The sequence below is a fragment of the Acinetobacter sp. YH01006 genome (genome assembly GCF_013420445.1).
GTDB lineage: Bacteria > Pseudomonadota > Gammaproteobacteria > Pseudomonadales > Moraxellaceae > Acinetobacter > Acinetobacter pseudolwoffii.
Window position 1 is genome coordinate 63,727 of the sequence record NZ_VOYB01000004.1, and the last position, 26,255, is coordinate 89,981.

22 protein-coding genes and 2 tRNA genes are annotated in these 26,255 nt (G+C 43.9%); 14 read left to right on the forward strand and 10 right to left on the reverse strand.

Annotated features, from left to right (window positions below; translation table 11 throughout):
- The first annotated feature begins 81 nt into the window (after positions 1–81).
- From FTT73_RS04865 to FTT73_RS04885, 5 genes are all read left to right on the forward strand, one after another.
- Positions 82–1,086, forward strand: coding sequence for a Tim44 domain-containing protein (locus tag FTT73_RS04865; protein ID WP_005097671.1), 1,005 nt, complete (start codon positions 82–84; stop codon positions 1,084–1,086).
- A gap of 208 nt (positions 1,087–1,294) precedes the next feature.
- Complete coding sequence (locus tag FTT73_RS04870; protein WP_034608454.1) at positions 1,295–1,651, forward strand: hypothetical protein; 357 nt, start codon at positions 1,295–1,297, stop codon at positions 1,649–1,651.
- A 1-nt stretch (position 1,652) separates the two neighbouring features.
- The gene (locus tag FTT73_RS04875) at positions 1,653–3,374 is read left to right on the forward strand and encodes a PepSY domain-containing protein (RefSeq protein WP_180191102.1); all 1,722 of its coding nucleotides are present in this window, start codon (positions 1,653–1,655) and stop codon (positions 3,372–3,374) included.
- The gene (locus tag FTT73_RS04880; RefSeq protein ID WP_100534857.1) at positions 3,371–3,709 is read left to right on the forward strand and encodes a DUF3325 domain-containing protein; all 339 of its coding nucleotides are present in this window, start codon (positions 3,371–3,373) and stop codon (positions 3,707–3,709) included. The genes FTT73_RS04875 and FTT73_RS04880 overlap by 4 nt, the downstream gene beginning before the upstream one ends.
- 98 nt (positions 3,710–3,807) lie before the next feature.
- Entirely contained in the window at positions 3,808–4,332 is a 525-nt protein-coding gene (locus tag FTT73_RS04885) for a tetratricopeptide repeat protein (RefSeq protein ID WP_100329081.1), read from the forward strand.
- A gap of 78 nt (positions 4,333–4,410) precedes the next feature.
- Here FTT73_RS04885 and FTT73_RS04890 read toward each other — a convergent pair whose 3' ends face one another.
- Positions 4,411–4,944, reverse strand: coding sequence for an SLATT domain-containing protein (locus FTT73_RS04890; RefSeq protein ID WP_180050122.1), 534 nt, complete (start codon positions 4,942–4,944; stop codon positions 4,411–4,413).
- 228 nt (positions 4,945–5,172) lie between these two features.
- Between FTT73_RS04890 and ahcY the strand changes: the two genes are divergently transcribed.
- The 6 genes from ahcY to FTT73_RS04920 all read left to right on the forward strand — a co-directional run bounded on the left by ahcY (position 5,173) and on the right by FTT73_RS04920 (position 15,193).
- A complete protein-coding gene (gene ahcY, locus FTT73_RS04895; protein WP_159138232.1) occupies positions 5,173–6,555 on the forward strand; it encodes an adenosylhomocysteinase in 1,383 nt (460 codons plus the stop codon).
- Positions 6,556–6,736: 181 nt separating this feature from the next.
- The gene (gene metF, locus FTT73_RS04900) at positions 6,737–7,573 is read left to right on the forward strand and encodes a methylenetetrahydrofolate reductase [NAD(P)H] (RefSeq protein WP_005097677.1); all 837 of its coding nucleotides are present in this window, start codon (positions 6,737–6,739) and stop codon (positions 7,571–7,573) included.
- Positions 7,574–7,680: 107 nt separating this feature from the next.
- On the forward strand, positions 7,681–8,391 hold the full coding sequence (locus tag FTT73_RS04905; protein ID WP_100329084.1) for a 16S rRNA (uracil(1498)-N(3))-methyltransferase: 711 nt from the start codon (positions 7,681–7,683) through the stop codon (positions 8,389–8,391).
- A gap of 176 nt (positions 8,392–8,567) precedes the next feature.
- Positions 8,568–11,444 carry a bifunctional diguanylate cyclase/phosphodiesterase gene (locus FTT73_RS04910; protein WP_180191103.1) on the forward strand — a complete coding sequence of 959 codons (2,877 nt, stop codon included), beginning with the start codon at positions 8,568–8,570 and terminating at the stop codon, positions 11,442–11,444.
- Between the two features lie 139 nt (positions 11,445–11,583).
- A complete protein-coding gene (locus tag FTT73_RS04915; RefSeq protein ID WP_180071811.1) occupies positions 11,584–13,863 on the forward strand; it encodes an NADP-dependent malic enzyme in 2,280 nt (759 codons plus the stop codon).
- Positions 13,864–13,957: 94 nt separating this feature from the next.
- Complete coding sequence (locus FTT73_RS04920; RefSeq protein WP_180191104.1) at positions 13,958–15,193, forward strand: multifunctional CCA addition/repair protein; 1,236 nt, start codon at positions 13,958–13,960, stop codon at positions 15,191–15,193.
- A 92-nt stretch (positions 15,194–15,285) separates the two neighbouring features.
- Here FTT73_RS04920 and epmA read toward each other — a convergent pair whose 3' ends face one another.
- The 5 genes from epmA to greB all read right to left on the reverse strand — a co-directional run bounded on the left by epmA (position 15,286) and on the right by greB (position 18,524).
- Entirely contained in the window at positions 15,286–16,260 is a 975-nt protein-coding gene (gene epmA, locus FTT73_RS04925) for an EF-P lysine aminoacylase EpmA (protein WP_180191105.1), read from the reverse strand.
- Entirely contained in the window at positions 16,257–17,324 is a 1,068-nt protein-coding gene (locus tag FTT73_RS04930; RefSeq protein ID WP_180191106.1) for a 4-phosphoerythronate dehydrogenase, read from the reverse strand. The genes epmA and FTT73_RS04930 overlap by 4 nt, the downstream gene beginning before the upstream one ends.
- 179 nt (positions 17,325–17,503) lie before the next feature.
- Positions 17,504–17,593: transfer RNA gene (locus FTT73_RS04935), tRNA-Ser, on the reverse strand.
- Between the two features lie 258 nt (positions 17,594–17,851).
- Positions 17,852–17,941, reverse strand: a tRNA-Ser gene (locus FTT73_RS04940).
- Positions 17,942–18,029: 88 nt separating this feature from the next.
- A complete protein-coding gene (gene greB, locus FTT73_RS04945; protein ID WP_005097688.1) occupies positions 18,030–18,524 on the reverse strand; it encodes a transcription elongation factor GreB in 495 nt (164 codons plus the stop codon).
- A gap of 362 nt (positions 18,525–18,886) precedes the next feature.
- Between greB and FTT73_RS04950 the strand changes: the two genes are divergently transcribed.
- Entirely contained in the window at positions 18,887–20,002 is a 1,116-nt protein-coding gene (locus FTT73_RS04950; RefSeq protein ID WP_005097690.1) for a transglycosylase SLT domain-containing protein, read from the forward strand.
- Positions 20,003–20,099: 97 nt separating this feature from the next.
- Here FTT73_RS04950 and FTT73_RS04955 read toward each other — a convergent pair whose 3' ends face one another.
- A complete protein-coding gene (locus tag FTT73_RS04955) occupies positions 20,100–20,486 on the reverse strand; it encodes an SCP2 sterol-binding domain-containing protein (RefSeq protein WP_004280536.1) in 387 nt (128 codons plus the stop codon).
- A gap of 203 nt (positions 20,487–20,689) precedes the next feature.
- Complete coding sequence (gene ttcA / locus FTT73_RS04960; RefSeq protein WP_180191107.1) at positions 20,690–21,616, reverse strand: tRNA 2-thiocytidine(32) synthetase TtcA; 927 nt, start codon at positions 21,614–21,616, stop codon at positions 20,690–20,692.
- Between the two features lie 499 nt (positions 21,617–22,115).
- On the opposite strand from ttcA, the gene FTT73_RS04965 reads away from it, so the two are divergent.
- Both FTT73_RS04965 and htpX read left to right on the forward strand, forming a co-directional pair.
- Positions 22,116–22,988, forward strand: a complete 873-nt coding sequence (locus FTT73_RS04965) for a lytic transglycosylase domain-containing protein (protein ID WP_180191108.1) — start codon at positions 22,116–22,118, stop codon at positions 22,986–22,988.
- A gap of 175 nt (positions 22,989–23,163) precedes the next feature.
- The gene (htpX, locus tag FTT73_RS04970; RefSeq protein WP_005097694.1) at positions 23,164–24,069 is read left to right on the forward strand and encodes a protease HtpX; all 906 of its coding nucleotides are present in this window, start codon (positions 23,164–23,166) and stop codon (positions 24,067–24,069) included.
- An 82-nt stretch (positions 24,070–24,151) separates the two neighbouring features.
- Here the strand turns inward: htpX and FTT73_RS04975 are convergent, their stop codons facing one another.
- Together FTT73_RS04975 and mgtE are read right to left on the reverse strand one after the other, a co-directional pair.
- Positions 24,152–24,733, reverse strand: a complete 582-nt coding sequence (locus tag FTT73_RS04975; protein ID WP_180191109.1) for a DUF4112 domain-containing protein — start codon at positions 24,731–24,733, stop codon at positions 24,152–24,154.
- A gap of 74 nt (positions 24,734–24,807) precedes the next feature.
- Positions 24,808–26,148 carry a magnesium transporter gene (gene mgtE / locus FTT73_RS04980; RefSeq protein WP_100357860.1) on the reverse strand — a complete coding sequence of 447 codons (1,341 nt, stop codon included), beginning with the start codon at positions 26,146–26,148 and terminating at the stop codon, positions 24,808–24,810.
- Between the last annotated feature and the right edge of the window lie 107 nt (positions 26,149–26,255).

Here is a 26,255-nt window from a genome sequence, read left to right on the forward strand (position 1 = left end):
TACAGATTTTTGATTGAAATTCCACACAAAGCCTATATAAATAGACTGTACAAATAGGTTTTATTCTCATAGGAAAAATGAATGCAAGTTCGACAGCGCGGTTTGATTACAGGTATCTTGACAGCAGTATTATTGGTTGCGCCTTTTGCTGCTGAAGCAAAACGTGCCGGTGGCGGTAAAAGTCACGGTATGCAACGTTCTGCACAGCCTACCCAATCTTATCAACAACCTCGTCAAGCTGCGCCTGCTCAACAAGCGCCAGTTGCCGGTGCTGCAACCCAGCAAAAATCTGGCCCAGGTGTGGGTGGTATGGTTGCTGCCGGTGTAGCGGGTGCTGCGATTGGTGCCGTAGCTGCCAATGCATTGGCCGATGATCAAAGTGTGGCAGCGTCTGAAGCTCAGGCGGCTCCAGCAGAAGAGGAAAAAGGTGGTATTCCAGGCTGGATCTGGATCCTGCTTGCTGCTGCTGTTGCCTTCTTCATTTTCCGTAAGATGGGCGCAAAAAAAAAAGTAGCTTCTAATCCATTTGCACCAAATAGCGGTGCTGGTAATACAGCACCTTTTGGTCAAGCACCGACTGCACCTCGCGGTGGTGACAATAGCAATATCTTTGGTCAGAATGTTGGTGGTCAAACGCCAAGTACTAATGCACCGTTTGGTTCTGCGCCGGTAAATACGGCGCCTTTCGGCACGGCTTATACCCAAAGTGGTAGCCAGTTACCGGATGGTACTGAACCTGCCGCGTTCTTGCGTGTCGCACGTCAGCGTTTTAACCACATTCAGTCTATGAATACGGCAAGCAACATTTCGGAAATTCAGCGTTACCTAACTCCTGATCTTTATCAGTCAATGCGTAATGACATCATGAGCAATCAGGATCAGGATGTGGCCGAGTTTTCAAATCTGAATGCCATGGTGGTAGATTCATCGACTGACAATGGTCAGTATATTGTCAGCGTACGCTTTACCGGTACGGTAAGCGAAGACTTGAACAGCTTGCCACAACCGTTTGCAGAAATCTGGCATTTCACTAAACCAGCAGGTTCAAATCAGGACTGGGTGGTTGCAGGTATTCAGCAAGACTAATTCTGAACAGATAATATTTAGACAGCGGCTTTCGAGCCGCTGTTTTTATTTTTAAAGCTTATATTTTTTAATACCCCCCTTTTAGCCTGTCCAATAGTTCTTTTTATTTTTCATATAAATAGTTTGATGTTTCGTATTTAAAATATAAACAATAATTGTTATCATTCGCATTGAAATAGCTTAACAAGTTTAATAGATAGAATTTTCGATGATGAGTAGTCCGAATATGCATGCAATAGCGACTGAAACAGTTACTGCACCGAGTCCATCGAGCAAAAATAAAGTTAAAGCAAATCTGCTGGTTTATCGTGGGATGATTTTATATCGCTTTCTTTTGGCTGGTGTCGGCGGTTATATGCTTGCCTCGCTGGCTGCCATCGTGATTGCCCAGATGTTTATGGATGCAGGAAGCAGTGCTGCCATGTCAGCCACCCTGATTGGTTTTAGCCTGAATACCGCAGCCTTTATTTGGGTATTTATGGTCAACAAAACTATCAAGGCAACGCTCGGAATCGTAATTCCCAGTGTTTTGCTCTATATCAGCTATAAATTCCTAGGAAATTAAGATGAGAGTAGATGCAAAACAGGAAGGGCCACGCCAGTCGATGTCATGGTTGCATACCTGGGCCAGTCTGATTTTAGGCTGGCTTTTATATGCGATTTTTTTAACTGGAACTTTAAGTTTTTTCCAGAATGAAATCAGCATCTGGATGAAACCGGAATTTCATCAGTCAGTCCCACAAAAGTCCCAAATCGAACAGACCCGTGTCGCATTGGCTTATCTGCAACAGCATCATCCGGATGCCGGCAGCTGGGCGATTCAGCTGCCTAACTCACGCCAGAATACCACCATACTGAATATTCGCGGTGCCGGTGAAGATCCGCGTGCCCGTCGTGGCGGTACCCGCCTAACCATTGACAGTGCAACCGGTGAAGTGCTGCAAGCCCGTGAAACACGCGGTGGTTCATTCTTATACCGTTTTCATTTTGAACTGTACGGACTGCCCCGAATCTGGGCGCGCTGGATTGTCGGCATTGCAACCTTGCTCATGCTGGTGGCGATTATCAGCGGTGTGATTACCCATAAGAAAATTTTTAAGGATTTCTTTACTTTCCGTCCTGGCAAAGGTCAGCGCTCCTGGCTGGATGCCCATAATGCAACGGCGGTATTTGCCCTGCCGTTCCATATCATGATTACCTTTAGCGGTTTGTTACTGCTGCTGTTTACCCTGATGCCTTGGGGTGTCAACCAGATTTATGAAAATCGAGGCGCATTTCTGCAAGATCAACGTAAGAGCTTGATTCAGGACAATAGCGTTCAGGCTGAATCCGGTGATAGTGACCAGCGTCGACCGCGTAGTGAGGGAGAGAATCGTGGTGAACGTGGTGATATGTCTGCACGGGGTGAAGCTCGCCGTTCGCGTGGCGATGCGTCACCTGCCCGCCCTGCGCCATTGGCAGACTTAGCGCCCATTCTTGCAGCAGCAGAAAAGCAATGGAAAAACAATCCGGTTGCTACAATTAACATCATCCAGCCAAATACCGCCAAAGCTGAAATTGAACTTCGTGCCTTAAATGGGGTCAGCGTAGCCTATCGTAATGTTTATCCGAGTCTGGCTTTCAATGGCGTGACGGGTGAATTAAAGCCGGATCAAACCACACTGAAAACACCCTCGGTTGCAAACGGTATTTATAACGTATTTACCACATTGCATGAAGCACGTGGCGTGGACTTGGCTCTACGCTGGTTATTGTTCATGTCTGGTGTGGTCGGCACATTCATGATTGCGACTGGTTTGATTCTGTGGTGTGTCAAACGCGCACCACAACAACAAAAGCAAGGCTATAAATCTTTTGGTTATCGTCTTGTGGAAGTGACTAATATCGCGGCAATTATCGGTTTACCGATTGCCTGTGCTGCCTACTTTTATGCCAACCGTTTTATTCCGGCAGACATGGACATGCGTTTGAACTGGGAAATTCGCAGCTTCTTTATCATCTGGTTGCTGACCTTAGTTTATGCCATGATTCGTAGCAATCGTCAGGCCTGGCTAGAGCTGCTCCTGCTTGCAACAGCAGCATTTGCCCTACTCCCAATTGTAAACTTCCTGACCGGCGGTCAGGCAATCTGGAACAGCATCATGCATGGTCAGTGGATGATTGCTTCTTTTGATCTGGCGATGTGGGCGCTTGCAATCCTATTCTGGTTTGCATTCAAGAAAGTGAAAAACCATAAAGGCTTGCCGCCTAAAAAATCTAAAGTGATGCTCAAGGAGAATCAGGCATGATGTTCTTCTTATTGATTTGGGCTTTGACTTCTCTCGGTATGTTTGCACTTGCCGCGTCGATGTCCAAACATCAGAAACAGATCTTTGCTAAAGAGCTAGATGCTCCCAAAACCAAAATAGCCAGCATTCTTGGCTGGGTGATATTAACGATTGCGCTCATCCTGTGCCTGTTCGCAGGTACAATCAGTAACATGATCAGTTATTGGCTGGGCAGTTTAACTTTTGCAGCATTGGTCGTTGGTTTAAGCCTGAGCTATCTGGAAAGTAAAATTAAAGTAATCGCCTCAATCTGTGTGGTAATCGCCGTGATTTCAGCAATCATTTGCTTGGTCTAAAATTCTAATTTACCCCCTCATACTTGAAAAGCTGATCTTCGGATTGGCTTTTTTAATTTAAACCTTTAGTCTACGCATAATATTTTTGAGATGTTGATATGACCCAGCGTGTTTCTCCCTCTGCTGCCCTGACCAATCTTGCCTTAGCAGGCAATGCTGAAGCGCAATTTGAATTGGCTGAACTGTATATGCAAAGCGAGCATGATGATGACATCATTCTGGCTGAAGAATGGGCATTGAAAGCTGCCAACGGCGGACTGGTTGATGCGATGTACTGGTTAGGTGAAGGTTATACCGTTTATGCCAAAGAACTGACTGAAGAAGATCCGGAAGAATCTAAAGCTCACTTTGAGTTAGCCTATTACTGGTTAAGTAAAGCCAATATCGAGAAGCACCCTGCTGCGACTTTAGAGTTGGCCGGTTTCTACCGTCGCGGTGATGTGATTGAAAAAGATGTAGAGAAATCAATTTCTTTAGTCAAACAGGCTGCGGAATGGGGTGAAGTTCAGGCCATGCGCGATCTTGCTTTTATTTATGCAAATGGTTTAGGTGTAGATGGCGATGAAGAACTAGCTGAGTTCTGGACCCAAAAAGCGGATGCTGCTGAGCAAGAAGCTAAATAAAACGAAAAGCCCGTCAGATGATGGGCTTTTTTTCTTATTGCTCCGATATTTATACCAATAGTTGCCTATTTTTTAAATTCAATTTTTTAAATTATAGCCGTTTTTAAAAGGAGTTATCTCTACTGAACTTCTAGCCTTTTTTAGATCTTTCTCTGATGTCGGAAAAGCTTCGGCCTCTTGGTTAATAAGAAGGTATACTTTCTGTAAGTTTATAACTTCACCCCATAAATCTTCTGAGGTAAAAGGCTTATCTTCATGTTTCATTATTAACATTTTACAATTTCTAGAAACTTCTAAATATCTATTTCCTATTGATCGATGACCTTCTGAATTTTTACTGAAATTAAAAAATGTCTGTACCGCTCCCAATACGGCGCTAAGAAAAGAAAGACATGCAGCTACAATTGAAAGAATTGTATTGTTATATTCAGATGTTAGAAATGCTATAAGCACAGTCCCAATAAAAATATTAAAACAAATTGCAGGGATGCCAATTAGATTATGATATTTTTTCTGTCTATCACTCGCCGAGAAGTGCTTACTTTTGCCTATTTTAGAATCTAATCTGAGCTCTTCTAAAATTATTAAAGCCCCATTAACTTTCTCGACCATACTTTTTCCTTTTCTATTTATTAAGCAACTAATTAATTGTAACTGTTTTATAACTTGGATATAAAATTAAATACAAGTACAATACTGCGCTAGTCGAGGGATGCTGCGACGTTTTACAGGCACTAAATGTAAAATCGCTAGGCTCGACCATCGGTCAGACATTCGTTCTGATCAACAACGGCATCCGCGAACAGAACGATCCAATCTATTTTTTCCTAGGAGATCCTGATGAACGCGGTTACTGCTTCATTTACAGATTACAAAGTTGCTGATATTTCACTTGCTGATTACGGCCGTAAAGAAATTAAACTTGCAGAAGCTGAAATGCCAGCCCTAATGGGTCTGCGTAAACGCTATGCTGCTGCTAAACCACTTGCTGGCGCGAAAATTCTCGGCTGTATCCACATGACTATTCAAACCGCTGTTCTTATTGAAACACTGGTTGAATTGGGCGCTGAAGTTCGCTGGACTTCATGTAACATCTTCTCTACTCAAGATCACGCTGCTGCTGCAATCGCGGCTGCGGGTATTCCTGTGTTTGCCTGGAAAGGCGAAACTGAAGAAGAATACATGTGGTGTCTTGAACAACAGATCAATGTCAATGGCACGCCTTGGGATGCCAACATGATTCTTGACGATGGCGGTGATTTAACGCTACTTGTTCATGAAAAATACCCAGAAGTGATTGCTAAAATCCACGGTGTCACTGAAGAAACAACGACAGGTGTTCAACGTCTGTATGAAATGCTTCGTGATGGCACTTTAAAAGTTCCTGCAATCAACGTAAACGATTCAGTAACGAAATCTAAAAACGACAACAAATACGGTTGCCGCCACTCACTCAATGATGCCATCAAACGCGGTACAGATATGCTTTTATCTGGCCGTCGTGCGCTTGTAATTGGTTACGGTGACGTAGGTAAAGGTTCTGCTCAATCACTTCGTCAAGAAGGCATGATTGTACGCGTCACTGAAGTTGATCCAATCTGCGCAATGCAAGCATGCATGGACGGTTACGAAGTTGTTTCTCCATACAAAAATGGCGTACAAACTGGCAAGAAAGAAGACGTGAATCTTGATCTTCTTCAAAACACTGACCTGATCGTGACTACAACGGGTAACTACCACGTGTGTGACTCAGCAATGCTTGATTCATTAAAAGCGGGCGCTGTTGTATGTAACATTGGTCATTTCGATACTGAAATTGATACAGCTTACCTACGTGGCTACAAGTGGGTTGAAGTGAAACCTCAAGTACACCAAGTGTATCGTTCAGAAAATGAAAATGATTACCTGATCCTTCTTTCTGAAGGTCGTTTGGTAAACCTTGGTAATGCGACTGGTCACCCATCACGTATTATGGATGGTTCATTTGCCAACCAGGTATTGGGTCAAATGCATTTATTCGCTGAGAAATTTGCTGATCTTCCAGAATCTGAAAAAGCTGCGCAAATTCGTGTAGAGCTTCTTCCTAAGAAATTAGACGAAGAAGTCGCTGCTGCAATGGTTGCAGGTTTTGGTGGTGTTCTGACTCAATTAACTCAAGAGCAAGCGGATTACTTAGGCGTTGCTGTTGAAGGTCCGTTTAAATCTGAGACTTATAAATACTAATTTTTGTTTTTACCTCTCCCTAGCCCTCTCCTAAAAGGAGAGGGAAACTTCTATTGTGAAAATAGTTAGAGGGTAAGTTTTAAAGACTTTAACTATCGTAATGGAAGTCCCTTCTCCCTTTGGGAGAAGGTTAGGATGAGGGCAATCCAAAATTACAAGTATTTATAAAAAGGATTTCAACATGTCTAAGCAAATTCCAATTTCATTTGAATTCTTCCCGACCAAAACTGATGTAGGTGCGGAAAAACTCAAAGTGGTTCATCAAGAACTACAATTGCTCAATCCAGAATTCTTCTCTGTGACCTATGGTGCAGGCGGTTCAACTCGTGAACGCACCCTGTCTACCATCAACGATTTTAATGGCAAAGGTGCACCGGTTGCCCCTCACCTGTCATGTATCGGCGATGATAAAGCGCGTATTGCAGAACTGCTTGATCTGTACAAATCACAAGGCATTGACCGTATTGTTGCCCTCCGCGGTGACTTGCCATCAGGTCAGGTTGGTTTGGGTGAATTACCCTATGCCGCTGATCTGGTTCGCTTTATCCGTGAATATTCAGGCGATCATTTCAAGATTGAAGTCGCAGCTTATCCGGAAATGCATCCTCAGGCAGAAAGCTTTGATCAAGACATCCAGCACTTTGTTGAAAAAGTACAAGCTGGTGCCAATGCAGCATTAACCCAGTTTTTCTTCAATCCAGATGCTTATTTCTACTTTGTAGAGCGCATCCAGAAAGCCGGAATTGATATTCCTGTGGCGCCGGGCATTATGCCAATCACCAATGCCAGCAACCTGATCCGCTTTGCGGACGGTACCGGTGCCGAGATTCCACGCTGGATTCGCAAGCAACTGGCAACCTATGGTGATGATACTGCCAGCATCAAAGCCTTTGGCCACGAAGTTGTGGTTAAATTCTGTGAGCGTCTACTTGCAGGTGGCGCACCAAGCTTGCACTTCTACACCATGAACACCACTGATCCTACACGCCAACTTGTAAAAGACTTAGGTCTAGCATAAGTTTTTAGGCTGCATTGATCTCACCCATTTTCTCCCTTTGAGAGAAACACAAAGAGGGTGTAAATGCAATGCAGTCTTGTTTTGTTCCATCTGAGAGTAATCCTTACATGCCACGTTTTTTTATTGAAGCAGACTTAAATGTTGATACTACGGTTGAGTTAACGGAAACCGTTTTTCATCATTGGGTAAAGGTATTACGCGCTCAAGCGGACGAAGCCGCGACCCTGTTCAATGGACAGGGTGGCGAATATGAAGTGACCTTAACTGAGGTTGCTAAAAAATCAGCCACAGTATCGGTCAATGCATTTAATCCCGCCAATCGCACACCCAAGTTCCAGGCCTTGCTCGGTCAGGTGATGAGCAAAGGCGACCGCATGGATTATGCGATTCAAAAAGCTGTGGAATTGGGCGTTTCCGAAATTCAGCTGCTGACTTCAGATCGTTGTGAAATGCGCTTGAAATATGATCGTGACCAAAAAAAACTGGATCACTGGCAAGGGATCGCGATTGCAGCATGTGAACAGTGTGGACTGAATATTGTGCCTAAAATTTTAGCACCAATATCACTTGAAAAATGGTTGGAAACCGAGCTACCCAAGACCAAACTGGTTTTGGCCCCCAATAAAGATGAAACAGATGTACTGGCAGATGCGACCCTGGATATTGCCCTGCTGATTGGCCCTGAAGGCGGTCTCAGTGAGGCAGAAATTACAGCGGCAAATGCAAAAGGTTTTCTAAACTGGTGTATTGGTGAACGCGTACTACGTACCGAAACAGCCCCTGTCGTGGCCCTTTCAATTTTGAACTATAATCTCTAGTTCATCAGGCCAGTAAAAATTTGTCTTTAATTTTGTTGATTTTTATTCCTAAGACCTCTAATCTCGACGAAAGAATAATAACTATTGATGAGTTAATTTTACACATTTCCTGGAGTTTTTTTATAAGAACAATACATAGGGAAAAACGTTTAGGATGAATACAGGCATTGAATCACATGGTTGATAAGCAAGACGACTATATCCAGCAGCATTTGCATCATGCTCAGATTGCGAACACACTTCGCCATAGTCGCTATTTTTTAATCAGTATAATGGTGATTTGCCTTTATATTTTTTGTATTTATCACCTTCAATATCGTCCTTCCAATACCTATTTTAATACCTGGTTTATTCTGACCGAGCTACTGGTCAGTATGTGCTGGTTGGTGAGCACACTTTATTTTAAGCCTGAACAATATGATTTGAAAGGCGCACATCGCTGGTTACAGATTCAGAGTCTTGCCGTCGGGAGCTGTATTGCTGTCGGTATTTATACAATTTATTGCTATTTGCCGCAGGCCAATCCTGCATTCGAAGATATTGAAGCACTGACCTTGTCTGCTCTGCTCCTGATTGTGACTCAGGCATTTGGCTTGACTTATCTGACCCAAAAACTCAGTTATTTCTGTCTGGTATTTTTACCCTCTTTATTCCCTTTTTTATTGTCGCAAATTTATCATGTCAGCCTTTCCAATCCCTTCTTCGGTCTGGCCTTAAATTTTGCGGTGATTGTCATTCTGCTGTGTGCCAATAGTAGTTATCGTATTCATCGCCGGACATCGCGCTTGTATGCAGAAAACAGTCTGCTGGTTAAAAATGCCGAACAGCAAGTGGCCTGGACTGATGAGCTGTGCCAGCAACTGCAAACTGAAGTCAATAAATCCAAAGATATTGAATTACAGTTACAGCTCAACAATCAACTGCTGGAACAAAAAGTACGGGAACGTACCTATGATATTGAACAGATTAATTATCATTTGAAAAATCAGCAACAGAACCTGGATCTTGCCCATGAGATTGCCGGCATTCGCCCATGGGACTGGAATATCAAAGACCGTCTCATTACATTAACCAATCATAAAGATGAAAAAATTCTGCGTGATTCCAAAGATCATCATCTGCAATTAGAGCATCTGATTCACCCTGATGATCTGGACTATTTTAAGCGCAACATGAAACAGCATTTACGTGGCCAGATTGAGCGTTATGATGCCACTTACCGGATTCTGCTCAGTGATGGCAGCTGGAACTGGGTGCATGATATTGGCCGCGTGATTAGCCGTGATCCTAAAAATAACAAACCTTTGCGAATGGTAGGTATTCGTCGTGATATTCAGCAGGAACGTATTTCTCAAGAACGTTTAAAACTGGTTGCCAGTGTACTGGAACAGGCCGCGGAAGGGATTTTTATTCTCAATCCTGAACTGTATTATATTGATGTCAATCCTCACTATGAATACCTGAGTGGCTTTGAGCGTGAGCAGATCATCGGTAAGTCTTTATTCGATCTTGTTGCACAAAATAAAGCTGAACAGCGCAGTAACCATGCCAGTATTATCAAACAGCTTCAAAAGATTGGCTCCTATGATGGCGAGGTATACGCCAAATTCATGTCGGGCAAACAATCCGCCTTATGGTTACACATCAATGCCGTCACCGATGATGAAGGCCGGATTACCCATTATGTCGGGATTGTCTCGGATCTGACCGAACGCAAATTACAGGAACAGCGCCTGTCTTATCTGGAAAATTATGACCCACTGACCGATTTACCGAATCGTTTCTATTATAACTATCAGCTGCATCAATATCTGGTCTCGCAAAAAGACTCCATTCAGCAGATGGCCGTGATTCGCCTGAATATCGATCGCTTCCGTCCATTAAATGAATATCTATCCAATAATGGCGGGGATGAACTTTTACGTCAGGTCGCGCAGCGCCTGCGCATGAACAATGCAGAAGCCTTATTTGTGGCGCATCTGAATGGTGATGATTTTGCGATTATCTATGAGATTTCACATATTCGCCCTTCAGTACAGCGACACTGTGAACGCATCGCTCAGGCATTTACCACTCCATTTAATATTTACGGTCAGGATTATGTGATCACGCTTTCCATGGGCGTGGCATTTTATCCAGATCATGGTCGTCAACTCGATTATTTAAACAACTGTGCCGAACAGGCCCTGAACGAAGCTAAAAATCTGGGGGGCAATACCATTCACTTTTATTCTAATCAAAGTGATGGCCTACAAGAAACGGGGATTTTTCTGGAACGGGATTTGCGTAAAGCCCTCCAGAATAATGAGCTGATTGTTTATTATCAGCCAAAAATTAATTTCAGTGATCAGCGCATTTATGGCTTTGAAGCCTTGATTCGCTGGAATCATCCCGAAAAAGGCATTATTCCACCCGGCTTGTTTATCCCTTTAGCCGAACAGACCAGCCTGATTTCAGATATTGGCCGTCTGGTCATCCAGCAGACAGCCAAACAGATCCGCCAATGGAATAATCTGGGCTTTAATCATATTTGTGTATCAGTCAACGTCGTGGCGCAGCAATTGCGCCGCGGTCAGTTACTCGATGATCTGGATCAGGCCATTGCCGATAACCAGATTTCAGGTGCCAGTCTGGAACTGGAAATTACCGAATCGTCTTTAATTGAAAATTCGGAAGCAGTCAAAAACCTGCTGAACGAAATCAAACAGCGACAGATCCATATTGCTCTGGATGATTTTGGCACGGGGTATTCATCCCTATCCTATCTTGCTGATTTCCCGATTGATACCCTAAAAATTGACCGCAGCTTTGTGTCCAAGATTGGTGAAAACAAACAGGAAGCCATTGTCAGTGCCATGGTGGCGATGGGTAAAGCCATGGGGATGACCGTGGTCGCGGAAGGCATCGAGACTGAAGAGCAGTTAGCATATCTGCGTGATTTAGACTGTGATATCGCTCAAGGATACCTTTTCTCCAAACCGCTGCCCGAACAGGAAGCGACCACTTATTTGAAGCAAAACATGGTTAAGGACTCTTATATCTATCAAGTCTAAGTTTATACATGCTTCAGCAAGATTGTTGGAAAAACGGCCGCCATTGGCTGTGCGAACAGGCTAACAAATGGTATATTCAGGGACATAAATAAATTTTTTACCCGCTGACCGGGTAATCTTTACAACGATCGAGAGACTGATGGACGAACAATCTTTAAAGCAACAGGCCCTTTACTATCACGAATTTCCTACCCCGGGAAAAATCAGCGTTACACCAAGCAAACAATTGGTCAACCAACGTGACTTAGCCCTTGCTTACTCGCCTGGCGTAGCTGCACCATGTCTTGAGATTGAACGCGATCCTTCAACTGCTGCACTGTATACTGCACGTGGCAACCTGGTCGCTGTAGTGACCAACGGTACTGCGGTATTGGGCCTGGGTAATATTGGTCCTCTGGCTTCTAAACCCGTCATGGAAGGTAAAGGCGTATTATTCAAAAAATTCGCTGGCGTAGATGTGTTTGATATTGAAATTGCTGAAAACGACCCGGACAAAATTGTTGATATTATCGCATCCTTAGAGCCGACTTTCGGCGGGATCAACCTTGAAGATATCAAGGCGCCAGAATGTTTCTATATTGAGCAAAAACTGCGTGAACGCATGAACATTCCAGTGTTCCATGATGATCAGCACGGTACTTCGATTATTGTGGGTTCTGCTTTACTTAACGCGCTGCAAATCAACGGCAAAAAAATTGAAGACATCAAGATTGTCGCTTCAGGCGCGGGTGCTGCAGCCCTATCTTGTTTAAATCTGCTTTGTGCCCTTGGCGCGAAAAAAGAGAACATCATCGTTGCCGATTCACGTGGTCTGCTGACGACGCACCGTGAAGGTCTGGATGAGTCGAAGAAAGCTTATGTACAGGACATCGAAGCCACTCAGCTTGGTGATGTGATCGCGGGTGCAGACATGTTCCTTGGTCTTTCTGCTGCCGGCATCCTGACCAAAGAAATGGTTAAGGTGATGGCCAAAGATCCGATCATTTTCGCACTGGCGAATCCGGATCCAGAAATTCTGCCTGAACATGCACACGAAGTTCGTAATGATGTGATCATGGCCACTGGCCGTTCTGACTATCCAAACCAGGTCAATAACGCACTTTGCTTCCCATACATCTTCCGTGGGGCATTAGACGTTGGTGCAACCACGATTAACGAAGAAATGAAAATTGCCTGTGTACATGCAATTGCGCGTATGGCACACGTCGAAGCGGATGCTGCAACTTATGGTGAGAAATCGGCATCATTTGGCCGTGAATACCTGATTCCGGGTCCACTGGATCAGCGCCTGATTCTTGAAATCGCACCTGCAGTGGCACAAGCAGCCATGGATTCGGGTGTAGCAACACGTCCAATTAAAGATTTCTCGCATTATCGTCAACGTTTGTCTGAGTTTGTCTATAACTCGGCATTCGTGATGAAACCGATCTTTGAACAGGCAAAATCGAATCCTAAGCGTATTGCCTATGCGGAAGGTGAAGACCTGCGTGTACTTCGCGCCGTTCAAATTGCAGTCGATGATGGTTTGGCGATCCCTATTTTGGTCGGTCGTCCAGCCGTGATTGAAGCCAATATCAAAAAATTGGGTCTACGTCTTGAAGATGGCGTGAATATCACGATTGTTGATCAGGAAAAGAATCCGGATTATGAGTTGTTTGCAGACGATTATTACCAGATCATGCAGCGTAAAGGCGTAACGCCTGAATATGCACAGCGTGAAGCGCGTCGTCGCTCTACCTTAATTGCATCGATGCTGGTCAAACATGGCATGGCAGATGGCATGCTCTGTGGTACTTATTCAAGCTACGACATTCATCTGGACTTCGTCAGCAACATCATTGGCAAAAAAGAAGGTCATAACACTTTCTTTACCCTAAATGCCTTGATGCTTGAAGATCGCAACCTGTTCATTGCCGACACCTATGTCAACACCAATCCAACGGCTGAACAGCTGGCGGAAATGACCATTCTGGCTGCTGAAGAAGTGCGCCGTTTTGGTATGACCCCACGTATTGCCCTGCTTTCTCACTCAAGTTTCGGTTCAGACCAGCATGATGCCAGCGCGCAAAAAATGCGTAAGGTATATGACATCCTGTCTGAAATCGCGCCTGAGCTAGAAGTTGAAGGTGAAATGCACGGTGATGCTGCACTGGATGAAAATATTCGCCAGTTTGCCTTCCCGAACTCACGTTTTAAAGGTTCTGCAAACTTACTGATCATGCCGAATCTGGATGCTGCCAACATTTCGTTTAACTTGTTGAAAGCAACTTCAGGCAACAACGTGACGATTGGCCCAATTCTGTTGGGTGCTGCGAAGCCGGTACATATCTTGACTCCGACTGCGACTACGCGTCGCGTGGTGAACATGACTGCACTTACCGTTGCAGAAATCCAGCAAGCGGAACAAGACGCACTTTAATCCAATGACAAGATAACGACGCATCCGCCTCGTTTCTTAACTTGAGAAAACCTCTATTCTGTAGCATGATGCTTGTAAGAATAGAGGTTTTTTCATGCAAGTTTATTTAGTAGGCGGTGCAGTTCGGGATCATTTGCTCGGACACCCCTATCACGAAAAAGATTATGTGGTCGTTGGTGCAACTCCGGCGCAAATGCTTGACTTAGGCTATCAGCCCGTAGGCAAAGATTTTCCTGTTTTCCTACACCCCAAAACAAAAGAAGAATATGCACTGGCCCGTACCGAACGTAAATCCGGCACCGGTTATCATGGTTTTGACTTTCATACCGATATCAGTGTGACCCTGGAACAGGATTTGATCCGTCGTGACCTGACCATTAATGCCATGGCGATGGATGATGCCGGTCAGATTTATGATCCTTATGGCGGTCAGCAGGATTTGAATAACCGGGTGCTGCGTCATGTTTCCGATGCTTTTGTCGAAGATCCATTACGGGTGCTACGAATTGCCCGTTTTGCGGCCCGCTATACCAGTGCGGGTTTTGTGATTGCGGATGAAACTTTAGCACTCATGCAGCGCTTGACGGAATCCGGTGAGTTGAATGCATTAACATCGGAACGGGTCTGGAAAGAAACTTCACGTGCCTTAACAGAACGCCATGCTGATGTGTATTTTGAAGTATTGCGTCAATGTGGGGCTTTAAAAGTCTTATTTCCTGAGATAGATGCCTTATATGGTATTCCGCAACGCCCTGAATATCATCCGGAAATTGACTGCGGCATTCACACCATGATGTCCTTGCAGCAGGCGTGTCGTCAAAACTATAGTCTGGATGTACGTTTCGCCGTTTTAGTGCATGATTTGGGCAAAGCATTAACCCCGGTTGAAGAATTACCGCGGCATATCATGCATGAAGAACGTGGCATCAAGCCGGTCAATGATCTGTGTGATCGCTTAAAAGTACCGACCTATACCAAGCAACTGGCGTTGGCAGTATGTAAAGAGCATCTGAAATGTCATCAGGCATTTAATCTCAAACCCGGTACTTTATGGCGATTATTGCAGCGTCTGGACGTTTTACGTCGTCCCGAGCGTGTCGAAGCTTTTGTACAGGCTTGTGAATGTGATTCACGTGGCCGTTTAGGACTGGAAGATCGTGCCTATCCACAAGCGCAATATGTACTTGATGCCATGCAGATAGTACGTGCCATTAAAGCACAAGACCTGCCTGCCGATATTCAAGGCCCGGATATTGGCGAAATGCTGATTGAACGGCGTATTCAGGCACTGGGTGAACTTAAAGCCCAACAAACTGTATCTATTGAATAAAGACAAAGCACCCGAGGGTGCTTTTTTATTGCTTCAATCATTTAGTGCAGAGACCCAGCCCTCTAAAGAGCTTAAGGAAAATCAAATCCCGATCAGGAAATATCCGCCGGGAAACTAATCACTTGCTCCAGTTTCATCTGATTGGTCGCGATCATGAGCAAGCGGTCAATTCCCAAGGCAATCCCTGAACATTCCGGCATATTCGGTAAAGCCGCCAGTAAATACTCATCAATAGGCATGACATGCAGTCCCAATCTGGCCCGCTCTACATTATCCGCCTCAAAGCGTGAGCGCAAAACTTCGGCATCAATCAGCTCATCATAGGCATTGGCCAATTCTAAACCTTCGATATACAACTCAAAACGTGCAGCGACCAGCTCCCCATCTTCATCGATTCGGGTTTTCGCCAGAGAGGCCATTTCAGGCGGGAAATCGGTCAGGAATACTGCGGTATCAAAACCGAGACTCGGCTCCACCATATGTGAAAATAACAGGTCGATATAGCCGAGCCGATCCTCACCCAAATCCAGATTTAGACCGACACGACGACAGCAGTCTTTCAGTTCCTGCAAGGTCGCTTGCAATGGATTAATATCCAGACGATCTATAAAGGCATGTTTATAGCTCAAAATGGTTGGACGGATTTCAGCAAAACGTGCTTTAAGCGTCACATTAAGCAGATCGGCTACTTCGAACATCAAATCTTTTAAGCTAAAGCCCGGGCGATACCATTCCAGCATGGTAAATTCGCTATTGTGCTTACGTCCATGTTCATCATCACGGAAGACTTTACAAATCTGGTAAATAGGCCCGCTGCCACTGGCCAATAAACGCTTCATGGCAAATTCAGGTGAGGTCTGTAAATAATGCGTATGTGCTTTAGCCAGTACATGACGCTGCGCCTGTACTGAAGCCAAATGCACATCGGTCACACCGGCTTGAGATAAAATTGGTGTTTCGACTTCTAATACATCCCGCTCAGCAAAAAAATGACGGATTTGTGCATATAAGGTGGCACGTGCACGCATGGCATTCAAGTCACACGTCGGCTGATAAGTGCTATTCATGCTTTTGGCCCACCATGTGCAGCCCATTCACGACGCAGCGGATAGGTTTTTCTTAAATGATCAAAAGCCTGCTGATCCACTTTGCCATCCTTGACACAAGCACGCAGATTTTGATCATCACGGGCAATATCATAAATTTGCGTTAAATACTGCTTTAGCACCATTTTTAAATCCTGATTTTGGAAAAACTGCTTGCAGACCGGAAGCTGGGTTTCGAACTGTTTATGTACTGCAAAAGCAAAATTTTGACAGAAAGCGTCATAGATCATTTGAGTACCACGCGCCTTGCCTTCCAGGCTATAACCGGCAATATGCGGCGTCACCAGCGTCAGCAGATCCAGAAATTCTGCTGAAATAACCGGTTCGTGTTCAAAAACATCTAAAATCACGGTTCGTTGTGTCGCTTTAAGATCCTGGATCAGGGCGGCCTCTTCAATCACTGGCCCACGTGCAGAATTAATCAGAATTGCATCAGGCTGCATTTGCACTAATGTAGCCGTATTGAATAAATGGTAAGTTGGATAAAGACCCGTTTGAGTTAAAGGGACATGAATCGAAATCGCATCCGCTTGCTGCAACAATTCATTAAATTCAACTTGATCGACCTGCGTTCTTTGAACCAAAGGATCATAGCCAATCACGCGCCAGCCCAAAAGTTTTGCCATATAAGCCAGACGGGTTCCAACATTACCCAAACCGACTATACCCAGGCTAAATGTTGCATTGGCATCTACTAACTCAGGACGTACATGCAGTAATGCGGTAATGACATATTCAGCCACGGCTTGTGCATTACAGCCGGATGCATTGCTCCACTGAATCCCATGCTGTTCCAATACAGCAATATCCAGATGATCTGTACCAATAGTGGCACTGCCTACAAACTTGATCGAACTATTCTGTAGCAGTGCTTCATTGACCTGAGTCACTGAGCGTACCAATAATGCATCTGCATCCTGAACATCCTGTGCCATTAAGTTACGGCCTGGACAATGACGAATGTCTGCAAATTCAGAAAAGAAATAATCGGTAAATGCCAGATTTTCATCTGCGACAATTTTCATAATGAGATCCATATGATGCTTGGGCATATGATAGCGCGTTGATGTCTCTGACTCTATATTTGGCACATGCGTCCATTTTTCAAGTTTTGGGCTATGGACTGGTTATTGATGAATAAAGTATTGAATCATTGCTGCCTAAAAAGAAAAACCCCAATCTTTCGACTGGGGTTTTTAGAATTTGGCGGAAGCGGTGAGATTCGAACTCACGGAGGACTCACACCCTCGTCGGTTTTCAAGACCGGTGCATTAAACCGCTCTGCCACGCTTCCTTGGCCGCCATCATATAAATAAATCGGATTTTTGGCAATAAAATTTAGCAAAACTTTTAGCAAAAGCTGTTTATTCAGTTAAAAATCAGCCGAAACAAAAGCTGAAATGTATTTTTATTTAAAGAAGTTAATACTTAAACGATGCCAAGAGCTATTTAATTCAAGATAAAGCAACGACATGAATCAGAATTAGCTTGATAATGAATATAAAAATAAAGGCATAAAAAAACCCAGTCAATTGACTGGGTTTTTAGAATTTGGCGGAAGCGGTGAGATTCGAACTCACGGAGGACTCACACCCTCGTCGGTTTTCAAGACCGGTGCATTAAACCGCTCTGCCACGCTTCCATGGCCGACATGATATAAACAAAAATCACGCTTGGCAAATATTTTCATGCTTTCACTGCATCAATTGCACAAAATAAAATCAATTCCATTAATTTGCTGAATTTTCTGGTTTTTCATAACGAATTGAATTGATGAACCAGCGTTTCTTTCCGGAAGGTGTCAGCACTTCAGCCTCATCATCTACCTGCTTGCCCAACAACGCACGTGCCATGGGCGAACTGATCGAGATATGCTGCGGATGATGATCATAAATTTCATCGACTCCGACAATACGTAAATTTTTCTGCTCGCCTTCTTCATTTTCAATCTCGACCCAAGCTCCAAAATAGACCTTGCCTTCCTGCTCTGGAGAAAAATCGATGATTTTTAGCTCTTCAAGACGCTTGCCTAGGTATCTGACCCGGCGGTCAATCTTACGCAAAATTTGCTTGTTATATTGGTAATCGGCATTTTCCGAACGGTCGCCGAGACTCGCTGCCCAGTTCACTTTTCTGGTGATTTCCGGCCGCTCTTCATGCCAGAGATTCTTAAGTTCTGCCACCAATTTATCGTGTCCACCACGGGTGATTAAGTTGGATTTCATACGTCGTGCTGATCAAATTTTCAGTGTATTAACTTACAAACAGCTTATTTTATTTACCATTTCAAAACAATGAAAAAATTCAAAAAAAATTCACATTACATTTCAATATCTTAAAATTATTTTTAATAATAATTTGTGTACAAAATTTGACAATCGTTTTTTAGATCATTAATATGCCACCTACTTCCGGAAATGCTTACTTTTTAATCTATGTAGTTTTTCTACATAATGATGCGTAAATCTCTTGTCATTTTGAATGACGTCATGACTGCCCAACCCTTATTGAATTTATCAAACTGTTAAAATTTCTGGCTATGTTGGCTGTGATTTTTAGGGCATAAATTACTTGTAGCGGAGACAACATGCACAGTAGTTCATCCACTGGGTCGAGGCTTTGCCTACGATCTGTAATTTCTTCTCTCCCTTTGAAAGCACTTGTACTGAGCACTGCATTTATTCCCTTTCACAGTATCAATGCAAGTAAGACCACACTTCAGTTTGATCATGTGGTCAATAGCAATAAGCTGACCGTGGTTGCAGTCGAAAATCCGACCACCGTATTTCAGGATGGACAACATCTGCATGGCTTCGGTTATGACCTGGTGCGCAACTATGCCAACAGTCTGAATGTGAAACTGGATTTTAAAATTGTCCCGAATAATGCCACTGCACTGCAATGGGTTGCTCAGGGCAAAGCCAATCTGGCCATGACCACCACCGATTTAGGTGAAATTGAAAATAAGCGCCTGACTTCATTCTCCGCCACCTGTGGTGATCAGTCTATTTTGGTGAGTAATGGCTTGAATACCAATTTAAATCTGGTATTTAAATCTGCCACAGATCCCTTGAGCCAAACTGCCAGTGCTTTTATCTGTAAAGGCAAACAAAGTGGTGCCATCAAGCAGCTTGCTTCATTTTATAATCAGAATGTGGTGAAAGAGGAATCTTGGACAGCCATTCAACGTGATTTGAGCAACCGGTTACCGATCTATAAAGCAAGCTTTAAACAGACAGCGCAGCAATATGATCTGGATTGGCATTTATTAGCTGCCATTGGTTATCAGGAATCTTATCTGAAACCGAACTCGGTCTCTCCGACAGGTGTTCGCGGTTTGATGATGCTGACCAATAGCACTGCTAAAGCAATGGGTGTGAGCAATCGTACCGATCCAGCCCAAAGCATTCAGGGTGGTGCCAAGTATTATGATCAAATGCTGAGCCGCTATGAGCATATTCCTTATCCGGATCGCAACTGGTTTGCACTGGTCGCTTATAATATGGGCCCAGGTGCAGTGAATCAGTTACAAAAACGCATTCAGTCACAAGGCAAGAATCCAAATAACTGGGTCAACCTCTATGCCTATCTGGATCAGAATAAAGCCAATAACGGCCGCTATCGTCAGGCAGTACAATATGTAACCCGTATTCGTGCTTATTTGGAACACATCAAGACCACACCACAATTGGTGAATATCTAAGGTCTGATGAGCTGGATTTTATTCTATCCAGCGATAAAAAAAGCTTACCTCAAGGGTAAGCTTTTTTTGTGCTCATTTCAGCTGATGTTCAGCAAAATTAAGCTGTCGTATTTTCAAGTACTTTCTTGAATAGATCTTTTTGTTCCTGACTCGGTTTGGCAGTTTGAAGTGCCATCAATTGAGACATATCACCCTGTACTTTGATTTTACCGGTCATAAATGCCTGCATGGCTGCGGCCATATCAAACTCCAGAAAAACTTTACGTAACGTTTCGCCGTCCATATTCAAAGTCGTTTTGGCATTTGAAGACAAACCTTTTTTAATTGCTCCACCATCTAAAGATAGTTCAGTATTACCTGTAGTGTCCGCTACAACCAAATTAATCGCCAGGTTCGCCAAAGCTGGTGGCAAGTTTAAATCACCAGCTTGCGCAGTAAGTGTTTCTACAGTTGAAAACCAATCATCAGTTAAAAAAGCAGGCATGATCTTTCCTCAAATTATTTGTTCATTTGTGTCGACTATCCAGACGACATCATGTTGAAGCTATTATGCTCGTGCTTTGTTATATCATGATCATTAGCGCAAAGGCTAACGAATTTTGTACGCGTCGTTCAATTTTTGTAGTTCTATTTTTATTTGTTTTTCATACAGACATCAACCCGAAGGCTGATATCTGTGTGCTGAAATTATTCTGCGGCAAAGCCCAGATTGACCATATTAATCCGGCGTTTCTCGCCTTCCAGCGCTTCTTCAGTCGAATAGCTGTCTTTGAAGTCAAATTCGCGCTGGCTGTCCAGCACTTCAAAGTCAAACAATTCACGATCGACCAGCTGTGATGGCGAGACATTTTGCAATGCACCAAAAATACTGTGCAGACGTTTTGGATGTGCCTTATCCCAATCACGTAACATGTCATTGATAATTGCGCGCTGCAGGTTCGCCTGAGAGCCACATAAATTACATGGAATAATTGGAAATTGACGCATTTCTGCATATTTGATGATGTCTTTTTCTTCCACATAAGCCAGTGGACGAATCAGAATGTTCTTTTTGTCAGAAGACAACAGTTTTGGTGGCATGGCCTTCAAGCTGCCGCCATGGAACAGGTTCAGGAAGAAGGTCGCCAGAATATCATCACGGTGATGCCCCAGCGCAACCTTGGTCGCACCAATTTCCTGGGCAAAGCCATACAAAGAGCCACGGCGTAGACGCGAACAGACGGCGCAATAAGTCTTACCTTCCGGGGTCAACTTTTTGGTGATGCTGTAGGTGTCTTTTTCCAGAATGTAATACGGAATGTTATTTTCTTCTAAATAACGTGGTAATACATCTTCCGGGAAGCCTGGCTGTTTCTGATCCAGATTCACCGCCACGACATCAAAGTTGATCGGTGCGATACGCTTGAACTGCAACATGATATCTAACAGGGTGTAACTGTCTTTACCACCTGAAATACACACCATGACCTTATCGCCTTCTTCAATCATTTTGAAGTCACGAATGGCATGTCCGACCTGGCGACGCAGCTTCTTCAACAAACGATAGTAGGCTGAGCTTGTTGGCAGTTCAGGTTTGAAATTAAATCCTTGTTCGGACTCAACTGGCGAGTACATAGACGAGATTCACCCATAAATAAAAATACCGCGCAATTTTAGCCGATTCAGGCCCGCATCGCATCAAAAGAATTTATTTTCATGCAAATGTCATATTAGTTTCATTTTCATGTTTTATTTAGATTGATATATTGAACGTTTCAGTTCAATTAATCAGCAAGATGCCTAGTTTTTGGACTTTTCCACAGTTGTCCACAAAAGTTGTGGATAACTTTGTGGATTGAAACGCACTTGACAAGTTCTTCGTCTCAAAAGATAAGGCTTTTCTTTAAATTGATCACTTTTTAACCAATTTAATTATTAATAAAAATCAACTAGTTAAACCTGTCAACCCTAAGGTTTTAAATTAAATCATATTTTTTTTCTAACTCTAAAATGTAAAAAATGGCTTGCACTTACAAACTCGTTTATAAATGCAGCGTACAAGTCTTTTCATTCCGTAATTTTTTGTTAAACTCATCATTAAATTTTTCTCGATTGTGTTTACCTAATATAAACAATGAAAATAAATTTGTGTGTTTTGGGGTGTCAGGGGATCAGTGCTGTGCTATTGGCGAGTTGTTGCCAGTTGGTCTATGCCGGTCAAACCATTTATCAGTTGCGCGATAGCAATGGCAGCACCTTATTAACCAATAAGAAAAGTCGCTATAACCATCTTCAGGTTGAAAAGAAGACCTATTATCCAGACAGTAATATTCATAGTTATAGCAATTGGGGTTCCAGTGAAGCTTCGGTCTTGCCGAGCTATAGTAGAAATAAAAATGCTTATGATTCGATTATTCGCCAGGCAGCGCAAACCTATGGTGTCTCTGAAGGCCTGATCAAAGCTGTGATGCATACCGAGTCCGGTTTTAATGTACAGGCACGCTCTCCAGTCGGTGCACAAGGCCTGATGCAACTTATGCCGGCGACAGCACGTCGTTTTAATGTCAGCAATGCCTATGACCCGCAGCAGAATATTATGGCTGGGGCCAAATATCTGGCCTGGTTATTGAAACGCTTTAATGGCAATACTACCTTGGCACTGGCAGGTTATAATGCCGGCGAAGGCAATGTGGCCAAATATAAGGGTGTGCCACCTTTTCGTGAAACTCAGGACTATGTCCGCCGTGTCAGCAGCCGTTATCAGAACTTGTACGCACAGGGACTGGGCAGCACCAGTGGTACATATACCGCTTCTTCTGATACTGGTCGTGTCATTGCCAGCTCTGCCAATTATTCAACTGAAACCACGACGGCGTCCAATGTTCAGGCGGCAAAATATCAGCGTCAGATCATTGCACGAGCAGATGGTAGCTTCACTGATGCACCGATGGGTTCTTATGCCACTGCCAATGCGACAGCATCTGCAAAAATATATTTAAGTGAGTAATTTTGAAACAGCTTTGTTTTTAAAGACCTATCTTTCAATATGGACAAAAAACATACTGTCTTTTTGTAGCGAATTGCTATTTTTTTCTTGAAATCTTATCGATTTCACCTCATATTGATTTCAATGATTTACATTCAATAATCAGATTATTTTTCTGTAATAAGAGGATTTCTCAATGATGCGGATTGGTTTGTTCTTGCTAACCAACCTCGCGGTACTGGTTGTAGCTGGCATTATCTTGTCACTCTTCGGTGTCGGTAGTTACCATGGCGCAGGTGGCTTGAATCTAGGCAACCTGTTGGTCATCTGTTTCGTGTTCGGTATGGTTGGCTCAATGATTTCCCTGTTCATGTCTAAATGGATGGCGAAAAAGACCACGGGTACTGAACTGATTGACCCGAATGCACCTCGTAACCAAGCTGAAGCCTGGTTGCTCCATGAAGTTGCACAACTTTCTCAGCGTGCAGGCATTAAAATGCCGGAAGTGGGTATTTTCCCATCTTATCAATCCAATGCCTTTGCCACTGGCTGGAATAAAAACGATGCTTTAGTAGCCGTATCGACTGGTCTGCTTGAGCGTATGAACAAAGACGAGCTTCGTGCAGTATTGGCGCATGAGATTGGTCACGTCGCCAATGGTGATATGGTCACTCTGGCACTGATTCAGGGTGTTGTGAACGCCTTCGTCATGTTCTTCGCACGTGTCGCGGGTGATTTTATTGACCGTAACGTTTTTGGTCGTGAAGAAGGTGAAGCACCGGGTATTGCCTATTTTGTAATTACCATCGTACTGGATATCGTATTCGGTATTCTGGCGTCGTCGATTGTGATGTGGTTCTCCCGTCAGCGTGAGTATCGTGCCGATGAAGCAGGTGCGCGCTTGGCAGGTAAACAGGCTATGATTTCAGCATTATTGCGCTTACAGGCAGAGTCTGAAATGCCAGATGCCATGCCGAAAGAAATGAAAGCATTTGCGATTTCTGCGGGTAAAGAAGAAGGCTTTAGCCTTGCTGCCTTGTTCCAGACGCATCCAAGCATCGAACAACGTGTTGCTGCACTACAACAGCTTGATTGTGCTTAAGTAATACTATTCATTGATTGAAAAAAGCCTGCACTTGCAGGCTTTTTTATTGGATTCAATTATTCATTATTTATATAGGCCTTTATGCGCTAATCCACTGATACAACGCCATCGCACCCCACCCAATCGCAAAAACAAATAGAATCAGGAACAAGGCGCCTAAAATATCCGGGATATGAATCCAGATCCAGGCCACTACAGGATTGCACCAAAATACAGACTGCTGCTGTTTGCGTTCCAGGCTTTCATGCAAAAAAGGGTGTACCACATGTCGATCACTGTGAATCTGATATTCTTCACGAATATGAACATGCACCACATCAAGCGCCTTGCGACTGGGACGAATAAAAATATCAAAAATGGTGCCTGCCACTGGAATAAATCCAACCACCGCATCCATCACCGCCAGTTTCATGACCGGATTCAGCTTGGCACTCGGCACCCCAATCTGTTTGGCCTTATGAATGGCATAACAGGTCAATACAAAACCGGCGATATCTCCAGCGACCGGAATCGTACTCAGCGCGGCATCTGCCCCTACCCCTTGCTTGGTAAATGGAATACGTACCACTGAATCCATCATGTTGGCAAACTTGGCCAGATCACGTTCCAGACGAATGACCTCTTGTTGACTCAGTTTTGTTTTTTGTCCAGGCTCAGGCATATGTGATTCCAAAAATAGGGCTGACTTTCATCAGCATAAATTATTTTGAGACCAAAGTTGTAGCAATCTGTGAATTAAAACAATAATTTGGAAGCAACAAATAGATAAATAATCACACCGGTGGCATCACAAATAGAGGTCACCAAAGGTGCAGAGGCACTGGCCGGATCCATCTTAAACTTGTTCAGAATAAAAGGCAGACTCATGCCGATCAGGCAGCCCATCAGCACAATGCCGAGCATACTGATCGCCAGAACCACAGCCACCATGATATCCCCTCGGACATAACCCAACACCGAGACAGCCAGTGCCATGGTGCCACCCAGACACAACGCCACCAAGGTTTCCCGGCTGAGCAGGCTAAACCAGTCTCTAAACTCTACATCACCGGTGGCCAAAGCACGCACCATCAAGGTCGCCGACTGCGAGCCGGCATTACCACCACTGCCCACCAGCAATGGCAGAAAAAAAACCAGAACAATATGCGCGGCAATGGTCTCTTCATAATGTGCAATGCCAATGCCGGACAATAGACTGCCAAAGACCAGAATCACCAGCCAAGATACGCGCTTCTGGTACAATGTAAAAATAGGCGCAGTTTTTAAACTTAACTCAGTTAAGGGCTCAACCGCCCCTGACTTTAAAATATCCTCGGTGGTTTCGGCTTCCATGATGTCCATGGCATCATCATAAGTGACAATTCCAAGAATTTTTTTATGCTCATCGACAATCGGCAAAGCCATAAAATCATAATAGGTTAAAGTTTTTGCGACGTCTTCTTGGTCATCCCCAATCTTGGCGTAAATCACATCTCTTTGCATGATCTCGGCAATGCTGGTTTCAGGACTGGCCTGAATCATCTGCCTTAAAGAGACTACCCCGATCAGCTGGTCCTGCTCATCAACAATATAAATCAGATACAGGGTTTCCTGATCTGCGGCCACCACACGCAACATTTGGATAGCGTCATGAATCGACAGATCCTGATGCAAAGAAACAAAACTGGAGCTCATCAGCGCACCAGCAGTCCCTTCAGGATAAATCGCCAGATCTTTTAGGGTTTGCCGACTCGCTTCGGACAATTTTGCCATGAGCTGCTGCTGCAGCTGTGGAGAACATCGTTTATAAACATCGACAAAGTTGTCCGAATCGAGCGCATTTAAAATCGCAATAATCTGTGCGACCGGTAATTGCTCAGCCAGACTGACTTGTTGGCTGAGTGGCATAAACTCGAATACCCGGCTCGGTTCTTTGAGTTCCTGAAAAATCCGGATCTGTTCTTCTAACTTCAAACCTTTTAAAATACTGGCCTGATCGGCGACATTCAGCTCATTTAATAAGCCAATCGCCATAGCATGGTGTTCAGAACGGATCTGTTGTTGAATATGCTGTATTTTTTCTGAAATTTTCGGCATAGGCAGTCCATGGTTATAAGCGCAAAGGCGTGGATTTTAGCATCATCCTCCGAACATTACCCCTGCTCTCAGTGCATCTAAATCATCACAGCCGGATTGAGTCAGGC